Below are 18,034 nucleotides of genomic sequence, written 5' to 3' on the forward strand. Positions count from 1 at the left end.
ATGATTGTTTTGCCAAGGGAGCACCCGATGGACTATCGCCAGCTAGGCCGCACCGACCTGAATGTCAGTGCCATCTGCCTCGGAACCATGACCTGGGGCGAGCAAAACAGCGAGGCAGAGGCCTTCGCGCAGATCGAGCGAGCCAAGAGCGCCGGGATTAACTTCATCGACACCGCCGAGATGTACCCGGTCCCACCCAAGGCGCAAACCTACGCCAGCACCGAACGCTACATCGGCAACTACTTCAAGAGCCATGGCGACCGAGCCGACTGGATTCTGGCCAGCAAGATCGCCGGCCCCGGCAACACCATCGACTATATTCGCGACGGTCACCTCAAGCACAACCGCGAACACATCGTCCAGGCCCTGGACGCCAGCCTCAAGCGTCTGCAAACCGACTGGATCGACCTCTACCAGTTGCATTGGCCAGAGCGCAGCACCAACTTTTTTGGCCAACTGGGCTACAAGCACAAGAGCGAAGTCAACCTGACGCCGCTTGAGGATACCCTCCAAGCCCTGGATGAACAGGTCAAGGCCGGCAAGATCCGTCACATCGGCCTATCCAACGAAACCCCATGGGGCACCATGCGTTTTCTCGCCCTGGCCGAAGCCCGTGGCTGGCCGCGTGCGGTGACCATCCAGAACCCCTACAACCTGCTCAACCGCAGCTTTGAAGTGGGCCTGGCGGAAATCGCCATCCGCGAACAATGCGGCCTGCTCGCCTACTCGCCGCTGGCGTTCGGTTTCCTGTCAGGCAAATACGAAGGTGGCGCGCGCCCGGCAAAAGGCCGCCTGAGCCTCTACAGTCGCTTCAGTCGCTATTTCAACCCGCAATCGGAAGCTGCCTGCAGCCGTTATGTCGCGCTGGCCCGTGAACACGGCCTGGACCCGGCACAAATGGCCCTGGCCTTCGTCACCCAGCAACCGTTCGTCACCAGCAACATCATCGGGGCGACCACGATCGAACAACTGGACAGCAACATTGCCAGCTTCGACCTGAAGCTGTCGGATGAAGTGCTGGCGGGGATCGAGGCGATCCACCAGGATCACCCGAACCCGGCGCCATAACCCCCACGTGTAGGAGCGAGCTTACTCGCGAAAAGCCTGAGCACACCGCTGGGTGCCAGGCTTTCAACGCTATCGTTGACGACCATCGCGAGCGAGCTGTTCCTACAATGATCTGGCAATGATCTCCTTCATGATCTCGTTGGTCCCCGCATAAATCCGCTGCACCCGCGCATCGGCCCAGGCCCGGGCGATCGGGTATTCCCACATGAAGCCGTAGCCGCCATGCAACTGCACGCATTCGTCGAGCACCTTGCATTGCAGGTCAGTGCCCCAGTACTTGGCCATCGCCGCCGTCGGCACGTCTAGCTTGCCTTGCAGGTGCAGTTCCAGGCAGCGATCGACAAACACCCGGCCAATCTGGATCTCAGTGGCCATTTCCGCCAGCTTGAAGCGGGTGTTCTGGAAGTCCGCAATCGACTTGCCGAACGCCTTGCGCTCGCGGGTGTAATCCAGGGTCCATTGCAGGGCGGCCTCCGCCGACGCCAGGCCGCCTACGGCCACCGTCAGGCGCTCCTGTGGCAACTCCTGCATCAGATAGGCGAAGCCCATCCCGGCCTGCCCCAGCAGGTTCTCCTTGGGCACCCGGACGTCCTGGAAGAACAGCTCCGAGGTGTCCTGGGCCTTCATGCCGACCTTTTCCAGGCGCTTGCCCTTGGCAAAGCCCGGGGTGTCGGCTTCCACCAGGAACAGGCTGGTGCCCTTGGCCCCGGCCTTGGGATCGGTCTTGGCGACGACAATCACCAGGTCCGCCAGGTAGCCGTTGGTGATAAAGGTCTTCGAGCCGTTGATCACATATTCGTCGCCATCCAGCACTGCAGTGGTCTTCACCCCTTGCAGGTCGGACCCCGCGCCCGGCTCGGTCATGGCAATGGCCGTGACCATCTCGCCCGAAACCAGCTTGGGCAGGTATTTGTGTTTCAAGGCCTCACTGCCGTAATGCAGGATGTACGGCGCAACGATGTCCGAATGCAGGGAGAAGCCGATGCCGGTCAAGCCCAGCCGCCCGACTTCCTCGATCACCACCGTGCTGTAGAGAAAGTCCGCCCCCAGGCCACCGTATTCCTCCGGCAGATGGGAGCAGAGCATCCCCGCCTCCCCCGCCTTGTTCCACAACTTGCGGTCGATGTAGCCCTGTTTTTCCCATTGAGCATGAAACGGCACGGCTTCCTTTTCGAGGAAGGTGCGCACGCTATCGCGAAACAATTCGTGCTCGGAGCTGAACAAGGTTCTAGGGATCATCGGCGCACCTGTCGTTATTGTTGAACGAAAATGTATGCCAGAGACTAATCCCACCACCTGCAACGGGACACTGGACACATCCGCCAAAAAATAAGACGATCCAGCCGCTTGGTGACCACTTTCCCCTATAAGAATAAATTGAATTATGTCTATCCAATCTTCTGCGCCGTTGCGGCGCGTCAGCATCCTGGCGATCGACCGGGTGTTTGCCTACACCCTCATGCAGGCCAAGGATTTTTTCCACCTGGCCAGCCTGCGGTACGGCAAGCAACAGGGCCAGGGCCTGACCCCCGGCTTTGAAACCCGTGTAGTCAGCCCCGACGGCAAACCCGTCAACAGCTTCAGCGATGTGCTGATGCCGGTGGACGGCGGCCTGGAAAATGCCGATATCATCATCCTCCCGGCGTTCTGGGACGACTTCGACACGCTGTGCCAGCGTTATCCACAGGTGTTGCCGTGGCTGCGTGAGCAGCATGCACGGGGCGCAGTGCTCTGCGGCGAAGCCACCGGGGTGTTCTGGCTGGCCGAGGCCGGCCTGCTCGATGGCAAGGAAGCGACCACCTACTGGCGCTTTTTCAACACTTTCGAAGAGCGTTTCCCCAAGGTCCAGCTCAACAAAGACAAGCACCTCACGGATGCCGACAACCTGTTTTGTGCCGGCGGCACCACCTCGGCCTGCGACCTCTACATTTACCTGATCGAGCGCTTCTGCGGGGCCAATGTGGCCCAGGCCGTGGCCCGCGACATCCTGTATGAAGTGCAACGCAGCTATTCCCCCGGCCGCATCGGCTTCGGCGGACAGAAGCTGCACCAGGACGTAATCATCCTGCAGATCCAGCACTGGCTCGAAGAGCATTTTGCCGACAAGTTCCGCTTCGAAGACGTCGCCCGCGAGCACGGCATGAGCATCCGCAACTTCATGCGTCGCTTCCAGACCGCCACCGGCGACAAGCCGCTGCACTACCTGCAACGCCTGCGCATCGAAACCGCCAAGGGCTTGCTCTCCGGCAGCCGCAAGAGCATCAAGACCATCAGCTACGAAGTCGGCTACGACGATGCGAGCTTCTTCGCCCGACTGTTCCGCCAGCACACCGAACTGTCGCCGAACCAGTATCGGCAGCAGTTTCAGCAGGCGGCGTAGCCGAACACCAACCGAATGTGGAAGCGAGCCTGCTCGCTTCCACACAGAATCTTGCGCCGGCCACGCAGTTCTTTCGCTGTGCATTTTCCTACGCAAAAAGCGGAATACATAGCGCCGGAGAACCCAACCCTACCCACAGACGCAACCCCTTAAAAACTTCAACATCTTCCCTGCAGACCATCAGGGAAGATCAAACATGACTATCGGATCAAGCTACAACTACCCTTCATACATCGCCAAGGAGACCGACCGAACAAAGCGCTCGGCTAAAAATAAATGGGCGGCTCGCTTTCCCAATCCGCCGGATTTGTGCTTTGACTATCGTGCACTGGTAGAGCAGGAAAACGGCATCGCCAGGGCAACTGACCCGCAACATAAAATCTGCATCATCGGCGCCGGCGTCACAGGCCTGACCGCCGCCAGAGAGCTCTATCGCTGCGGCTTTACCCATATCACTCTCATCGAGCAATCCAGGCGCATCGGCGGCAGGCATCTGACCGTTCCCGGCAGCCGAAACTCGACAGCAAGCCATACACCGTTTGAAATGGGCGCCATGCGCATGCCCTTCTTCAACCGGGCGGATGAGCCACCGACAGAAGGTCGGTCGCTGATGGCTTACTACGCCAATCAATTTGAATTGGCGTTTTCAGACTTCGCCAACCCCGGCAGCCAATGGGTTAACTCGACAGGCATCTATCTCCGGGAGGGCAGCATGGGCGGCGGATCGGCGCCGCAAATGTTGATATGGAAAAACGAAGACGGCGTCACACCGCCTCCCGGCGATGAGTTGCAAAAGGTTTATTCCAAATGGAAAGCCTTTGCCGATCGCATGACCCGCCACGTTGCTGAGCTCTACGCGAGCCAGGAATGGGAAGCCATATGGGCTTCTATCGTTGAAAAATACGAGAGTGTCTCGTTCCGCGACCTGGTCAGCATGCCAGCACTGGAAGCTTGGGATGCCCGCTCACCCGGGGATTTCGGTGGAATGGGAATGTCTGCGCAAGAGTCCGCAATTTTTTACGCAATAGGTATAGGTGACGGTAGCTGGGGAGCTTTTTATGACGTCTGCTGCCTCTACCCTCTGCGTACTGCGATTTTCGGTTTCAGCAGCCAATTGCAACTGATCCATGGTCGTGTGGACTCAAACGGCGATCCACTGGATTCGCCCTACCTGAATAGCGAAGCCGTTTTTGACTCAATGGGGCAGAGTTTTGACAAGCCCCGCTACATCGGTCTCGCCGCTTTGGACGAATGCCTGCTGTTTGTGAAAACCGATGAAACCGGAAAGTCCATCTACGAACATTGCCTCGAAAGAAGCAATGGGCTTCTCACCGACTCATCCGTTACAAAACTGGAAAAGCTGACCAATCAAAAAATACGCGTCCATTACAACTGGAAACACAATCAACCCGAGCAAATCCAGGAGCAATTTGATGACTTTGACTCGGTCATCATGACACTACCCTCCTGGCTGATTGAAACTCGAATCAAGCTCGAAAATTTCACCCGGGAGATGCTGCCTTTCGAGACGATTAACGCCTACAAAACCGCACACTGGGAAACTAGCTGCAAAGTGTTTGCACCGCTGAAAAAATCATTTCTCTCGAAAAACAAAAACATCCCGCAAGCCATCGTAACCGACAGTTTCATCCACGATGTCTATACCTACCGCTACAACGACAATTACAGCTATGACTGCATCCTGCTGAGTTATACCTGGGAAGATGACGCAACCAAACTCGCCTCATTCAGCGATAAGGAGCTGGTATCAAGATGCGCCGAAGAGCTGGATCGCATACTCATGAACTCTGCCAACGTCCAGGAAAAAATCTCTCCCTACATCGGCATTGAGCAAGCCGTGGTTCAGCGCTGGATCACTGATAAAAATGCTCTGGGCTGTGCCAAGCTTTACCGACCGGGCACCTACTACGATGCCGTCAGCCTGATGAAGTACAACCGGGACTTTGCTCATGTTTCAGGCTTGTATTTGTCCGGCGAGTCATTTTCCGTCGATGCCGGTTGGACGGAGCCATGTTTTCGCGGTGCTGTCGATGCAGTGATTCATATCTGCAACAAAACCGCCGCGACGTTCAATGGCGGATTTTCCTTGAGCGACTACCCGCACTACCAAATCAAAATCTGATCCCCCCGTTTCAGAGCCATGTACGCAATACATGGCTCTACCTCTCGCGCCGGCTACCCAGGGCCATCAAACATCACTCTGATCCATTTTCGGACAAGGACTACGACCTAAACGGAAGTAGCTGACTTACACCCCATTCCTGATTCCTCTCTCATACACAAGCCATTTAACAGCTTGAAAAACAATAAAAAGAGGAACGACGAAAATGAATGAGCCAACAAGCCCTGTTCGTGTAGCAGTCGTGCAATTCGATCCACAAGTCGGCATCGAAAAATGTGTAGGTAATCTGCGTCGCAGCCTGGAATTGGCGCTTGAAGCGGTAAACCGAGGTGCGAATCTCATCGTTCTGCCCGAACTTTCCAATACCGGCTATTTCTTCAGCAATCGACAGGATGCCTTCGCCCATGCCGAAGCGGTTCCTGACGGGCCAAGCGTGCAGAGCTGGATCGACTTCGCCCGCGAGCACAACGTTTACCTCGTGGCCGGTCTCGCCGAACGCGACGGCATGCGACTCTTCAACACCGGCGTTCTGGTGGGACCAGATGGTTTTATCGGCAAATACCGCAAAGCCCATTTGTGGAATCTGGAGAAGCTCTGGTTCACCCCCGGCGACCTGGGTTTCCCGGTTTTCGACACACCGATCGGCCGCATCGGGCTATTGATCTGCTGGGACATCTGGTTCCCGGAGGTGCCACGGATCCTCGCCCAGCAAGGCGCAGACATCATTTGCAGCCTGAACAACTGGGTCTGGACACCGCCGCCGCTGTTCGACGATGCCGGTAAGTGCATGGCGTCTTATCTGACGATGACCGCCGCTCACGTCAACAACGTGTTTATCGCTGCCGCCAGCCGGATCGGCGAGGAGCGCGGCGCACGCTATCTGGGTTGCTCGCTGATTGCCGGAACCAACGGCTGGCCGATTGGCGCCGTGGCTTCGGCAGACAGGCAGGAAATCCTGTTTGCCGATGTCGACCTGACCAGCTCCCGCAGTGCGCCCATCTGGAACAACCTGAACGATCTGCATCGCGATCGTCGAGCCGATCTTTACGATCAGATGCTCGGCTACACCCAACACCCTTGCCTCCCACGTTGATCAGGAGGCCTATCGCATGGAAGTTACAACCGACAAAAACCAACCATCGCGCAAATCACCGATTGATACAGCCGTCGCCCTGCTAATGATCGGCGCGACACTGCTGATCGTCTGGCTTTCTTTCAGCAACCGGACTTTCTGGGGAGCGCATTGGCCCGGGTACGGCGACATGGTATCGCTGCTACCCGAACCGAGTGCCTGGTTGCGTTGGGTGTTAGGTGACATCAGCGAGGTGGCTTTCTACAAGCACGAGTTCGCCTCGATCGGCCTGCTGGCGGGCGCTTATCTGGCTTACTGGGCGAATCGAACGGGGAAATCCTGGCAAGGGTTTGCCATCTCCTATGGAACGGGACTTTGGCCCTGGCTGGTCACCAGTTCGTTGCTCGGGCTGCTGCTGAGCAATCTGCTGTGGGGCTGGACGGTGACAGCCACAACCTGGCAACCCACATTCGTAGCATTCGTCTCGCTGCCAGCGGCGATGGTGCTGATGTTTGGCGGGGGCTGGAAGGTCACGATCAACGGCGCACTCATGGGCGCCGTACTCGTCACACCGATGTGCCTGCTGATCGTCAACTACGTGTGCCAACCCCTGGCCTTGCCTGCAGTGATTGGCAATGTGCTGGGCATGGCGGTTGCCAGCGTCCTGGCGTTTCTGCTCTGCCGCTATTGGCCGAACCTGGTGAAATCCAGGTCGTCGCAAACGCCACCCGCCTCCATAGCCCCCGCCAACGCGCCCGACTATGGCGTTATCTGGAGCCTGCGCCGGATTCTGGCGGACTTTTCCGAAGCACCGTTCTTCGGCAATGAGCTGGCCAGCCTTGGCCTGATACTGGGTGCACTGCTGGCGTACAGCTTGAACCCTTCAAGCCCCGCGTACGGATCAGGCCTGTTGCTGCACATCATTGGCGCGCAGGCATTAGCCTCGGCCATCGGCGTGCTGATCTGGCGTCGACAATGGATGTTGCGCGGCTGGTATCCCACTTACATCCCGCTGGTTTCAGTGGTGCCCGCGGCGATCCTGGCCTATGGCGGCAACTGGCAGATAATCGTCTCAAGTGCACTGCTGGGGGCATTGCTCGCACCACCGCTGGCCTGTGTGATTGCCAGGAGATTACCGGCCGACATGCATGCCTACATCGCCAATGTACTGTCGATGGCCATCAGTACACTGCTGATCGTGCCGCTGATCGGTTTTCTGATCGCTGATTAATGCCCCAGCCATTCGGCTGTATCGCGGCCTCAATAGCGGATACAGCCACTTTTCATTACAAACAAGCGAGGTATCCCATGGACCTGCCCAAACTGTCCATCGCGGCACTTGGCGGCACGGTAAGCATGCAAGCGAGCAATGCCGGTGAAGGCGTCATCCCGACCGTCAGCGGCGAAGCCCTGCTGACTTCCATACCGGAACTGACGACACTGGCCGGAGTCACCGTCGAGACCCTCGGCCTGCTGCCCAGTGCGTCCCTGGATTTCGAGTTTTTGTTGAACGTATTGTCCTGGGCTGAGTTTCAGGTCAAACAGGGCGCCGTTGGGGTCGTGATAACCCAGGGCACCGACACCCTCGAAGAAGCCGCGGTGTTTTTGGATTACCTGTGGCCCTACGACACCCCCTTGGTGCTGACCGGTGCCATGCGTTCCGCAGCTCAGCCAGGTGCCGATGGACCGGCCAATCTACTGGATGCATGTCGCGTTGCCTTGGCGCAGAACAGCCGGCAGCGCGGTGTCCAGGTCGTAATGAACGGACAGATTCATCAAGCGTGCAGCGTACGCAAAACCGATTCGCTGGCATTGCAGGCGTTTTCCTCTCCAGTCGTGGGGCCCGCGGGCCTACTGTTGGAAGACCGTGTTCGCTACCTGCGCCCGCCGGGGCCGCGCACGGTGTTACCGATGCCGCAACGGACCACACAGAAGGTTGCACTACTTGAGGCCTCACTTTCGGCCGACACCCTGCTACTGGAAAATATTCTCGCACTCGATTACGACGGGCTGGTGATCGGCGGTTTCGGCGCTGGCCACATCTCGCAGCGCTGGGCGACAACGATTGAGCATATTGCCAAACGAATCCCGGTGATCATTGCGACCCGAACCGGCTCCGGCTCCACCGCACGTGCCTCTTACGGTTTTGGCGGTGGTGAAATGGACTTGATCCGCAAGGGGGCATCGATGGCGGGTTTTCTATGTCCGCGAAAAGCCAGAATTCTGCTTTGGTTGCTGCTTGGTTGCCAACGGCAGCACGAGCTTGCGCAGTATCTCAACGAAGATATTTGACTTCAAAACAATGCACAAACCTGTGGGCGGAGGATTTGCGCTGACAAAAAAGGGCCTGCAATCGCAGGCCCTTTTTTATATTCCGAAACACCTTACGGCTTATGCGCCCGCGACAGGAACTCGTGGGATTGCATCTCCAGCAGGCGACTCAAGGTGCGCTGGAACTCGAAGTTCAAGCGACCGCCGGTGTACAAGTCTTTGAGCTCGACTTCGGCAGAAATGATCAGTTTCACGTTACGGTCGTAGAACTCGTCGACCATGTTGATGAAACGTCGGGCGATGTCGTCGGTGGTAACGCTCATCTGCTCCACGCCACTGAGCAGCACGGCATGGAAGATCTTGCCCAGTTCGATGTAGTCGTTCTGGCTGCGTGGGCCGTCGCACAGTTCGCGGAAGTCGAACCAGGCCACGTCGTCACACGTACGCAGGGCACGAATCTCGCGGTTCTCGATCATCAGCACGTCGTTTTCCACCGCGGCCGTGCATTCCGGTGTCAGTGCGCGGAAGCTTTTGCGCAGGCTCTCGTGGGACGCTTCGTCGAGCGGGAAGTGGAACAGCTCTGCCTGCTCAAGGTGACGCAGACGGTAATCGACGCCGCTGTCGACGTTGACGATGTCGGTGTTCTGCTTGATCAGCGCAATCGCCGGCAGGAACCGCGCACGTTGCAGACCGTCCTTGTACAGGCCGTCCGGCACAATGTTGGAAGTCGCGACCAGGGTCACGCCGTTCTTGAACAACTCTTCCATCAAGGTGCCGAGGATCATCGCGTCGGTGATATCGGAAACGAAGAACTCATCGAAGCAGATGACCCGCGCCTCGTTGGAAAAACGCTTGGCGATGATGGTCAGCGGGTTCTTCTCGCCACCGAGGGTCTTCATCTCTTCGTGCACGCGCTTCATGAAGCGGTGGAAGTGGGTCCGGGTCTTTTCCTTGAACGGCAGCGCTTCATAGAAGGTGTCGACCAGGTACGTCTTGCCGCGACCTACGCCGCCCCAGAAGTACAGGCCCTTGACCGGCGCCTGGTCTTTCTTGCCGAACAGCTTGCCGAGCAGGCCCGGCTTGTTCTGCGAGGCTGCAACCAGGTCGTCGTACAGGCGCTGCAAATGACGCACGGCAGTTTCCTGGGCGGCGTCATGGAAGAACTCCGGACGTTTGAGATCAGCTTGATATCGTTCTAGGGGCGTCATAATTCGTTAGCAAGGCAACAAAAACGGGCCGTCACTGTAGCGACGGCCCGAAAGAATGGCAATCGGCCCTTGGTCGGGCCGCGCCGCTGATTATTCCTGGACTGGCATCAGAGCGACCCGCAGGGCGTCGATGGCCAGGTCCCGCGCTGCACTGTCGGCAAAGGCCGGGCTGTCGCCGACGCACGCGCCTTCGAGCCAGACGCTGAAACCCAGGTCGTCGCTGCGCACATCCAGCGCCTGGCCGGATTGCAGCTGCTTGGTCACCTGCCCTGCGGCTTTGCCATCGGCAAAGTTGCGCGACAGCAACAGTTGCTCGCCATCGGCCGCCAGCAGACGGAAGCGGAAACTGCCGTCGTCTTCACGGAAGCTGACAAAACGCGCGGCCTTGGCGGGTTTTTTCTTGGTGCTGGCAGCGACTTGCGTCTGATTGACGAAAGAACGCAGGCCGACCGCCTCACGCAGTTCGTTGAGGAACGGGGTGGCCACGGCGCGGGCTTTTTTCGCACCGACCTGCAGGATGTCTTCCAGGTCCGATGGACGCGCAATCAGTTGGTGATAACGCTCGCGGGACTCGCCCAGTTCGCTGTCGAGCAGCTGGAACAGACGATTTTTCGCTTCCCCCCAACCCAGGCCCTGCAACAGTTCGCTGCGGAACTCAGCGGCTTGGGCCGCAGTGGCAAACGCTTGGAACAGGGTGAACAGGTGCGAGTTGTCCGGGTCCTTGGCTTCGCCCGGGGCGCGGGAGTCGGTGACGATGCGCGAGATCGCATCCTTCATGTCCTTGGCGCTGGTGAACAACGGAATGGTGTTGTCGTAGCTTTTCGACATCTTGCGCCCATCCAGGCCGGGCAAGGTGGCGACGCTTTCTTCGATCAGCGCCTCGGGCATGGTGAAAAACTCCTTGCCCTGGCCAAACAGGTGGTTGAAGCGCTGGCCGATGTCGCGGGCCATTTCCACGTGCTGGATCTGGTCACGGCCGACCGGCACCTTGTGCGCGTTGAACATCAGGATGTCCGCGGCCATCAGCACCGGGTAGCTGTACAGGCCCATGGTGATGCCGGCGTCCGGGTCTTCGCCGGTCTCCAGGTTCTTGTCCACCGACGCCTTGTAGGCGTGCGCACGGTTGAGCAGGCCCTTGGCCGCAACGCAGGTCAGCAGCCAGGTCAGCTCAGGAATCTCCGGGATATCGGACTGACGGTAGAAGGTTACCCGGTCCACATCCAGGCCACCGGCCAGCCAGGTCGCGGCGATTTCCAGGCGCGAGCGCTGGATACGCAGCGGGTCGTCGCACTTGATCAAGGCGTGGTAGTCGGCCAGGAAATAGAACGAATCGGCATTGCTGTCGCGGCTGGCGACGATCGCCGGGCGGATCGCCCCGGCGTAGTTGCCCAGGTGCGGGGTGCCGGTGGTGGTGATGCCGGTGAGGATGCGCGTACGAGTAGTCATGGGTAATCGCTTATCAGACTGCTATCAATTCGAAAGGCGCGGCAGCAGCAGATCCTTGAGATCGGTCAGCTTGCCGTGAAAAAAGTGTCCGCATTCTGCCACTTTCAGCAGCTCATGGGGGCGATCAAGGGCCGCGGACCAATCGTAAACCAGCTGCGGGTCGATCACTTCGTCGGTTTCCGGCTGGATCAGGGTCAGGGCGCCGTGCTGGGGCAACGGGTCCTGATCCCCCAGGCGCATCACCGCCGGTGCCACCATGAACAGCCGGGCCAGGGTTTCGCCCTTGGCCTCCAGGCGCCCACCGAGGCTGGCCGCGACAAAACCGCCGAAGGAAAAACCGAGCAAGGTCAGGGGCAAGTCAGGGTGCCGGGCCCGTAACCATTGGGCAGCCGCCTGGGCATCGTCGACTTCACCAGTGCCCATGTCATGGCTGCCGGCACTCGCACCCACGCCACGGTAGTTGAATCGCAAAGTAATAAAGCCGGCATCGCGCGCGGTGCGCTGCAGGGTCGAAACCACTTTATTGAGCATGGTGCCGCCCTGCACCGGGTTGGGATGGCAGATCAGCGCCAGGCCACGTGGTTCGGGGGAATCCAGGTACAAGGCTTCCAATTGACCCACCGGGCCAGCAATCTCTACAGGGGTTTCACGCATAAGCAAGGAAGGAACTCCGTGACCTCTCGAAGGGTCGACTCGTCTAGCTAAAAGTCTGCGCCTGGCATGATTGCGATCTCGTCGCGGTATACAGCGCAGGTCCGAGCCGTTAACGTAAAGCAAAGCCGTTTATAGAGGAAGGACTCGTGGAACACTCGCTCTTAGTTTGGTTGTTGCCGACTCTTGCCCTGGTTGCCGGTGTCGCTATTGGATTCCTGGTTGCGCGTCTGCTGCCCAATGCCGTGCCTAACAGCACGCAGCGTCAGCTGGATGACATTCAGGAACGTTTTGACAGCTATCAGAATGAAGTGGTCACCCACTTCAACAGCACCGCAACGCTGGTGAAAAAACTCACCCAGAGCTACCAGGAAGTACAAGACCACCTCGCCGAGGGTGCCAACCGCCTGGCCCTGGACGAGCAAACTCGCCAACGCCTGCTGGCCGCGCTGCACGCCGATGCCGCCCAGGCCCCACGGGAACGCCTGACGCCACCGCGCGACCAGGAACCACCTCGCGACTACGCGCCAAAAACGCCCAACGCACCGGGCATGCTCGATGAGCATTACGGCCTGAAGAAGTAATACGCTTTCAGGCGATCGCCAAAAGCCCCCGGACGAGTGATTGCCCGGGGGCTTTTTTGTGCCTGTGCGTCTTGCCCACGAGAGGCCGTCAATGGCCATAAAAAAGCCCGCCCGGTCACCAGGACCGGGCGGGCTTGTCTGACACCTGGGGTTCAGTCAGATGTTCATGGGTACTGCTGCACTTGCCCTTGCTGCTGGCCGCCATACTGCTGGCCAGGAATTGCCTTGAGGTTGACCTCGACACGGCGGTTCTGCGCCCGACCGTTGACGTCGCCGTTGCTGGCAACCGGGTTGTCCGGGCCTGCACCACGTGCCGACAGGTTGGCACCGCTGACGCCCTGGGACGTCAGGTAGGTCGCGACGCTTTGCGCACGACGCTGGGACAGGTCCATGTTGTGCTGGCGGCTGCCGGTGCTGTCGGTGTAGCCAACGATTTCGATCTGGTTCTGGTTGAACTCTTTCAGCGAGCCGGCCAGGTTGTTGAGCGGCTGGTAGAAACTTGGGGCAATGTTCGCCGAATCGGTGGCGAAGGTGATGTTGCCCGGCATGATCAGCTTGATCTGATCGCCCTGGCGCTGCACTTCAACCCCGGTGTTGGCCATGCTGGCGCGCAGTTTCTTTTCCTGCTGGTCGGCGTAGTAGCCATAACCGGCGGCGGAAGCACCGACCACGGCGGCGCCGATCAGCGCCCCCTTGCCACGGTTGTTGTGGTCGATGGCAGCACCCGCCAAGGCGCCAGCCAGGGCTCCCAAGCCACCGTACTTGGCGGTTTTGCTCATGCCCGTGGAGCCACCGTCGGCCTGACCCTGGTTGTCATAAGGGTTAGGGGACGCACAGCCCGACAACAAGGCCACGGCAGTTGCGACAATAATCAAACGACGCGAGGTGAACATGGAGAGCTCCTACTTTTACATTCTGTGGTGCAGCGGACGTTAGCAATGGACCCCTGCGGGCGTTGGAACACGGCAACCGGCAAAAATTCCGTGGCGACCTGTAACACCGGCAGTCCTAGGCGCGGACAAACGGATTTTCACGCATCTCGTCGCCCAGGCGGGTATCGGGACCATGCCCGGTGACCACCGTCGCCTCTTCATCGAGGGTGTACAGGCGTTGCTTGATCGAGCGCACGATAGTCGCCTGGTCACCGCCCCACAAATCCGTGCGCCCTACCCCACGCCGAAACAAGGTGTCGCCGGCTATCAGCAGCTTAGCCTCTGCAAACCAGAAACTCATGGAACCCGGTGTGTGACCTGGTGTGTGCAACGCCACACCACAGCCGCACGCCAGCTCTTCATCATCATCCAGCCAGCGATCCGGAGATGGCACCGGGGTATAGGGCACGCGAAACATCTGGCATTGCATCTCCAGGTTGTCCCAGAGGAACTGATCCTCCTTGTGCAGATGCAGGGTAGCACCGGTTTTTTCCTTCAGTTGGCCCGAAGCCAGGAAATGATCCAGGTGCGCATGGGTATGAATGATGCTCACCACCTTCAGGCCCAGGGCCTCGAGGCGCGCCAGGATCAATTCATGATTGCCACCCGGATCGACGACGATGGCCTTTTTGGTGATCGGGTCGCCAATGATCGTGCAGTTGCACTGCAAAGGGCCGACGGGGAAGGTTTCGCGGATCAGCGCGGGTTTGGCAGCGTCCATGGATGTTCCTGGAAAAAATGGATCGGCTATTCTGGCACAGCCCGCGACAATCGCCGATGGCAGGCCGGTAACAAAACGCCCCCGGCCCTGGCATTCGCCAATGCCTGAACTGCCGCCCCAACACGGACACACCCATGACGTTCAACTGGCACAGCGAACTACTGACAAGCGCAACCCCGCTCGACAAACACTACAAAAACACCCAGAACGTCCGTCGCTTCATGCACGAGCACTGCGGCGCAGACTTGCGCTTCGACCGCGACTTCATGGCCTGGATCCGCAGCGGAACGCCTGCAACCCTGGGCGATGTGGTCGATGAGTGGCGGCGTCGGCAACCGTAGCCGAAGGGCCGCGTATCTAATCCCCCTCTCAAAACGCCAACTGCAACGTCTCCTTCCCCTCCAGCCCCAACAGGTACTGCTTGGCCTCCAGGCCGCCGGCAAACCCGGTCAGGCTGCCTGATGCGCCAATCACCCGGTGGCAGGGGGTGACGATCGAGATCGGGTTCTTGCCGTTGGCGGCGCCCACCGCGCGGACGGCCTTGGGGCTGCCGATCTGTTGGGCGATCTGGCTGTAGCTGCGGGTTTCGCCGAAGGGGATGGTCAGCAGGGCCTGCCAGACCTTTTGCTGGAACTCGGTGCCAACAAAGTCCAGTTGCAGGTCAAAGTGCTCGCGCTCACCGGCGAAGTACTGCTGCAGCTGGCGTTCGGTTTCCTGCAGCAGCGGGCTGTGGATATCTTCCAGCAGCGGGCCGATGCGCACGCGGTTGAGGCGTTCGTTTTCCCAGAGGATCGCGCAGAGTTTGTCGCCGCTGGCGATCAGGGTCAGGGTGCCGACCGGTGACGGCATCCGTTTGAATACGTATGACATGGGTGACTCCTGGATCCGACTGTTCAGGTGCGGTCGTTGAGTGTTGTCAAAGAACGTATTCAGGGTAATCCAGGATTCAAACGCAAGAACTACGTTTCTTGCGTTTGAATTTTCCAGGCGGACAGGGGCCCGCGACAAGGCCTTCAGAAAGGGTTAGAGCCGGCCATACTCCTGCGCCGTGCGATCCAGTGCCCGCAGTGTCTTGGCGACCAGTTCGTCGACTTCTTCGCGGCTGGCGATCAACGCCGGGGCCATGATCATGCGCCCTAGGGTGGAGCGGATGATCACTCCCTCTTCAAAGCCCAGGGTTCGGCAGCGCCAGGCGATGTCATTCTCGTTGACAAACCGTTTACGGCTGCCCCGATCCTCGGCCAGTTGCAAGGCCGCGACCATGCCCACGCCCTGGATATCGCCCACCAGCGGGTGCTGGCCGAACACTTCGCGCAGGCACTGTTGCAGATAAGGCCCGATGTCATCCTTGACCCGAGTGACCACTCCTTCGTCGCGCAGTGCCTTGAGATTGGCGATCGCCACCGCGGCGGCCACTGGGTGCCCGGAATAGGTCAGGCCGTGGGCGAATACCCCGCCCTGCTCCACCAGCACCTGAGCCATTTTCTTCGACAGGATCAGCCCGCCCATGGGGATGTAACCCGAGGTCAGGCCCTTGGCGATGGACAGGGTATCGGGCTCGAATCCGAAGTGCTCATGGGCGAACCATTCGCCGGTGCGACCGAAGCCACCGATCACTTCGTCGGCACACAACAACACGTCGTACTGGCGGCAGATGCGCTGAATTTCCGGCCAGTAACTCTCTGGTGGAAAGATCATCCCGCCCGCGCCCTGGAAGGGTTCGGCGATGAATCCGGCAACCTTGTCGGCCCCCAGCTCGAGGATCTTGGCCTCCAGTTGTTGCGCCGCCCGCAGGCCAAATTCGGCCGGGGTCAGGTTGCCTTCATGGGCAAAAAAGTACGGCTCGTCGATGTGCGCGATGTCCGGCAGCATGCCGCCCATCTCGTGCATGAACTTCATGCCGCCGAGCGCCGTGGCCGCCAGGGTCGAACCGTGATAACCGTTCCAGCGGCCGATCATCACCTTCTTCTCGGGCTTGCCGAGCACCTGCCAGTAACGGCGCACGGTGCGGATCAGCACTTCGTTGGCTTCGGAACCGGAGTTGGTGTAGATCGCGTGGCTGTAATGCCCCGGCAACAGGCTGAACAGCAGCTCCGACAGCTCGATGACCTGCGGGTGGGTAGTGTGGAAAAACATGTTGTAGTACGGCAACTGCTCGAGTTGCCGGGTCGCCGCGGCGGCCAGGTCCTTGCGCCCATAGCCCAGATTGGTGCACCACAGCCCCGACATGCCATCCAGGTAGCGCCGCCCGTCGTTGTCCCACAGGTGCAGGCGCTCGCCTCGCACCATCACGCGCGGCCCTTCGTCGTTGAGGGCTTTCTGATCGACGAACGCGTGGATGTGGTGTGCAGCGTCGGCGGCCTGGTAGTCGCGGGTTTCACGTGGGGTGGTCATCGCCAGTTCTCCGTTGTGGTGATCGATAGTGGCCTAGGTACCCGCAGGGCAAAAATAGTAAAAATGTGTTCGCAGGCGATGAAAAAACTAGGCAGCGATTTCCCCCATGCGCGCGTCATGTGGTTATTGTTCAGGCATGACCCAATCGTCGCCCACGCGGACCTGGGCGGTGCGCAAATTGCTTGGGATCAGCGGTCGAGACCGACACCTGCCCCATCACCCCGAGGTTTGCCGTGGCTGCCTACAATCTGCGTCAACTGAAGTACTTCATCACTACCGTGGAATGCGGCAGCGTCGCCGAGGCCTCGCGCAAGCTGTACATCGCCCAGCCGTCGATCTCCACGGCCATCAAGGGCCTGGAAGACAGCTTCGGGGTGCAGTTGCTGATCCGCCATCACGCCCAGGGCGTCTCCCTCACCCCCAGCGGCGCACGCTTCTATCGCAAGGCCCAGGAGCTGCTGCGCATGGCCAAGGAGTTCGAGCAGAACGCCCTGGCCGACAACGATGTGGTGTCCGGGCAGATCGACATCGGCTGCTTCGAGACGGTGGCACCGTTGTACCTGCCGCAACTGATGGCCGGGTTTTCGGCGCTGTACCCGGGGGTGGAGATCCGCATCCGCGATGGCGAACAGCAGGAGCTGGTGCAGGGGCTGACATCGGGTGCCTTTGACCTGGCGATCCTCTACGAACATGACCTGGATGGCACCATCCAGACCGAACCCTTGATGCCGGCGCAACGCCCTTATGCCCTGCTGCCGGCCGATCACCGCTTCGCCCAGCAGGCCCAGGTGTCACTGCGCGACCTGTGTCTGGAGCCGATGATTCTGCTGGATGTGCAGCCGAGCCGGAGCTACTTCGTCAGCCTGTTCGATGAGCTGGGGCTGACCCCACGAATCGCCTTCAGCTCACCCTCGATCGAGATGGTGCGTGGCATGGTCGGCCAAGGTTTCGGTTTTTCGATCCTGGTCACCCGGCCACATTCGCAATGCACCTACGACGGGCAAAAGGTGGTGTGCGTGGACATCGTCGAAGACGTCACCGGTTCCGGGTTGGTGGCCGCCTGGCTCAAGCGCGGGCAATTGACCAAGCCGGCGCAGTTGTTTGCCGATTACTGCCGGGAGCAGTTGACGGCCAAGGCCCTGGGATCGGCCTGATGTGACGAGC

17 protein-coding genes are annotated in these 18,034 nt (G+C 59.6%); 9 read left to right on the forward strand and 8 right to left on the reverse strand.

The annotated features are described in order from the left end of the window. The first annotated feature begins 27 nt into the window (after window positions 1-27). Window positions 28-1,068: an NADP(H)-dependent aldo-keto reductase gene (locus PspS04_RS22795; protein WP_159997901.1), complete on the forward strand. Its 1,041-nt coding sequence runs from the start codon at window positions 28-30 to the stop codon at window positions 1,066-1,068. A gap of 102 nt (window positions 1,069-1,170) precedes the next feature. On the opposite strand, the gene PspS04_RS22800 is transcribed toward PspS04_RS22795, so the two are convergent. After that, window positions 1,171-2,307 (reverse strand): acyl-CoA dehydrogenase family protein, encoded by a 1,137-nt coding sequence (locus tag PspS04_RS22800; RefSeq protein ID WP_095168954.1) that lies wholly within the window; start codon window positions 2,305-2,307, stop codon window positions 1,171-1,173. Between the two features lie 244 nt (window positions 2,308-2,551). Here PspS04_RS22800 and PspS04_RS22805 point away from each other — a divergent pair, with 244 nt between their 5' ends. The 5 genes from PspS04_RS22805 to PspS04_RS22825 all read left to right on the forward strand — a co-directional run bounded on the left by PspS04_RS22805 (window position 2,552) and on the right by PspS04_RS22825 (window position 8,955). Beyond that, on the forward strand, window positions 2,552-3,448 hold the full coding sequence (locus PspS04_RS22805) for a GlxA family transcriptional regulator (protein WP_174244637.1): 897 nt from the start codon (window positions 2,552-2,554) through the stop codon (window positions 3,446-3,448). 196 nt (window positions 3,449-3,644) lie between these two features. Then, window positions 3,645-5,591 (forward strand): flavin monoamine oxidase family protein, encoded by a 1,947-nt coding sequence (locus PspS04_RS22810; protein WP_159997903.1) that lies wholly within the window; start codon window positions 3,645-3,647, stop codon window positions 5,589-5,591. 205 nt (window positions 5,592-5,796) lie between these two features. After that, window positions 5,797-6,684, forward strand: a complete 888-nt coding sequence (locus PspS04_RS22815) for a nitrilase family protein (protein WP_095168956.1) — start codon at window positions 5,797-5,799, stop codon at window positions 6,682-6,684. A gap of 16 nt (window positions 6,685-6,700) precedes the next feature. Beyond that, a complete protein-coding gene (locus tag PspS04_RS22820) occupies window positions 6,701-7,894 on the forward strand; it encodes a hypothetical protein (RefSeq protein WP_159997905.1) in 1,194 nt (397 codons plus the stop codon). Window positions 7,895-7,971: 77 nt separating this feature from the next. Next, complete coding sequence (locus PspS04_RS22825) at window positions 7,972-8,955, forward strand: asparaginase (protein WP_159997907.1); 984 nt, start codon at window positions 7,972-7,974, stop codon at window positions 8,953-8,955. Between the two features lie 92 nt (window positions 8,956-9,047). On the opposite strand, the gene zapE is transcribed toward PspS04_RS22825, so the two are convergent. The 3 genes from zapE to PspS04_RS22840 all read right to left on the reverse strand — a co-directional run bounded on the left by zapE (window position 9,048) and on the right by PspS04_RS22840 (window position 12,242). Further along, window positions 9,048-10,142: a cell division protein ZapE gene (gene zapE, locus PspS04_RS22830; protein WP_095168959.1), complete on the reverse strand. Its 1,095-nt coding sequence runs from the start codon at window positions 10,140-10,142 to the stop codon at window positions 9,048-9,050. A gap of 90 nt (window positions 10,143-10,232) precedes the next feature. Further along, a complete protein-coding gene (locus PspS04_RS22835) occupies window positions 10,233-11,588 on the reverse strand; it encodes a tryptophan--tRNA ligase (RefSeq protein WP_159997909.1) in 1,356 nt (451 codons plus the stop codon). Window positions 11,589-11,612: 24 nt separating this feature from the next. After that, on the reverse strand, window positions 11,613-12,242 hold the full coding sequence (locus tag PspS04_RS22840) for an alpha/beta hydrolase (protein ID WP_159997911.1): 630 nt from the start codon (window positions 12,240-12,242) through the stop codon (window positions 11,613-11,615). A gap of 146 nt (window positions 12,243-12,388) precedes the next feature. On the opposite strand from PspS04_RS22840, the gene PspS04_RS22845 reads away from it, so the two are divergent. Beyond that, entirely contained in the window at window positions 12,389-12,823 is a 435-nt protein-coding gene (locus PspS04_RS22845) for a YhcB family protein (protein WP_095168962.1), read from the forward strand. Between the two features lie 164 nt (window positions 12,824-12,987). Here PspS04_RS22845 and PspS04_RS22850 read toward each other — a convergent pair whose 3' ends face one another. Continuing rightward, entirely contained in the window at window positions 12,988-13,716 is a 729-nt protein-coding gene (locus PspS04_RS22850; protein WP_095168963.1) for an OmpA family protein, read from the reverse strand. A 115-nt stretch (window positions 13,717-13,831) separates the two neighbouring features. Beyond that, on the reverse strand, window positions 13,832-14,476 hold the full coding sequence (locus PspS04_RS22855) for an MBL fold metallo-hydrolase (RefSeq protein WP_095168964.1): 645 nt from the start codon (window positions 14,474-14,476) through the stop codon (window positions 13,832-13,834). A gap of 134 nt (window positions 14,477-14,610) precedes the next feature. Between PspS04_RS22855 and PspS04_RS22860 the strand changes: the two genes are divergently transcribed. Continuing rightward, entirely contained in the window at window positions 14,611-14,817 is a 207-nt protein-coding gene (locus tag PspS04_RS22860; protein ID WP_159997913.1) for a DUF6434 domain-containing protein, read from the forward strand. 28 nt (window positions 14,818-14,845) lie between these two features. On the opposite strand, the gene PspS04_RS22865 is transcribed toward PspS04_RS22860, so the two are convergent. After that, the gene (locus PspS04_RS22865; RefSeq protein WP_159997915.1) at window positions 14,846-15,346 is read right to left on the reverse strand and encodes a methylated-DNA--[protein]-cysteine S-methyltransferase; all 501 of its coding nucleotides are present in this window, start codon (window positions 15,344-15,346) and stop codon (window positions 14,846-14,848) included. A 153-nt stretch (window positions 15,347-15,499) separates the two neighbouring features. Continuing rightward, window positions 15,500-16,870, reverse strand: a complete 1,371-nt coding sequence (locus PspS04_RS22870) for an aspartate aminotransferase family protein (protein WP_159997917.1) — start codon at window positions 16,868-16,870, stop codon at window positions 15,500-15,502. Window positions 16,871-17,103: 233 nt separating this feature from the next. Here PspS04_RS22870 and PspS04_RS22875 point away from each other — a divergent pair, with 233 nt between their 5' ends. Continuing rightward, the gene (locus PspS04_RS22875; RefSeq protein ID WP_159997919.1) at window positions 17,104-18,024 is read left to right on the forward strand and encodes a LysR family transcriptional regulator; all 921 of its coding nucleotides are present in this window, start codon (window positions 17,104-17,106) and stop codon (window positions 18,022-18,024) included. Window positions 18,025-18,034: the final 10 nt, after the last annotated feature.

The sequence above is a fragment of the Pseudomonas sp. S04 genome (genome assembly GCF_009834545.1).
GTDB lineage: Bacteria > Pseudomonadota > Gammaproteobacteria > Pseudomonadales > Pseudomonadaceae > Aquipseudomonas.